This window comes from Psychromonas aquatilis, assembly GCF_038155185.1.
Classification (GTDB): Bacteria; Pseudomonadota; Gammaproteobacteria; order Enterobacterales; family Psychromonadaceae; genus Psychromonas; species Psychromonas aquatilis.
Genome location: NZ_JBAKAZ010000198.1, coordinates 1 through 264, shown reverse-complemented (window position 1 = coordinate 264; position 264 = coordinate 1). Strand labels below are relative to the sequence as shown.

The following is a 264-nucleotide window of genomic DNA, read 5'->3' as shown; positions in this document are numbered from 1 at the left end:
TGGCATGTAAACTTCTGTTTCATTAGTCGCATAGCCAAACATTATACCTTGGTCACCAGCACCTTGCTCACGTGGGTCAGAGCGATCAAGACCTTGGTTGATATCTGGCGATTGTTTACCAACTTCATTTAATACAGCACAAGAATCTGCATCAAAACACATTTCTGAACTAGTGTAACCAATATCACTTACTCTTTTACGTGTAATTTCTTCAATATCACCCCATGCATCAGTAGAGATTTCACCACCTACCATTACCATGCC

1 protein-coding gene is annotated in these 264 nt (G+C 40.5%); it reads right to left on the bottom strand.

Features of this window, described 5'->3' with window-relative positions:
* Window positions 1–264: S-adenosylmethionine synthetase N-terminal domain-containing protein (locus V6256_RS15335; RefSeq protein ID WP_341599120.1), on the bottom strand; the 264-nt coding region annotated here is incomplete at both ends.